This window comes from Pelorhabdus rhamnosifermentans (genome assembly GCF_018835585.1).
GTDB classification, from domain to species: Bacteria; Bacillota; Negativicutes; order UMGS1260; family UMGS1260; genus Pelorhabdus; species Pelorhabdus rhamnosifermentans.
Window position 1 is genome coordinate 1 of record NZ_JAHGVE010000093.1, and the last position, 599, is coordinate 599.

1 protein-coding gene and 1 pseudogene are annotated in these 599 nt (G+C 40.7%); both read right to left on the reverse strand.

Features of this window, described 5'->3' with window-relative positions:
- The coding region (locus Ga0466249_RS25910; RefSeq protein WP_215832382.1) for an acyl-CoA dehydrogenase family protein at window positions 1-278 on the reverse strand (278 nt) is incomplete at its 3' end.
- 138 nt (window positions 279-416) lie between these two features.
- Window positions 417-599: pseudogene (locus Ga0466249_RS25915) on the reverse strand (acetyl-CoA C-acyltransferase); the annotation flags it as partial.

Here is a 599-nt window from a genome sequence, read left to right on the forward strand (position 1 = left end):
AAGGAAACGGAGGCTGATAAGGACACACCGAGTCCATCATCAACGCGTGATATCTCTTCGACTGCCAAAATATAAGTCAGCACATCACCGCCAACTCCGCCATACTCTTCAGGAAAACAAATGCCTGTGAAGCCCATTTCTCCCATACTATTAAAGAGTTCACGAGAGAATTCTTCATTTTCATCACGTTGTGCCACACCTGGCGCTAACTGTTTTTCTGAAAATTCACGAACCAACTTTTGCATTAGAGCTTGATCTTCCGTCAAATCAAATTTCATAGCAATTGACACGCTCCTTCTTTTCTTTTAGGTTTATTTTATTATTCATCTAACGTGCACGCTTGATTTTTGCAGAGCTACATGCACAATCAGAATAATAACTTAAGACTTTTACGTTTATTATTGAAATCTTTAAATTTATACTCTTTCCACGATGGTTGCGACACCCTGTCCGCCACCAATACAAAGTGTTGCCAAACCAACTTGCGCCTTCTTGTCTTCCATGGCATGAATAAGTGTAACAAGAATTCTTGCGCCGCTGGCACCAATTGGATGACCTAACGCAATAGCGCCACCATGAATATTGACTTTTTCTTTGTC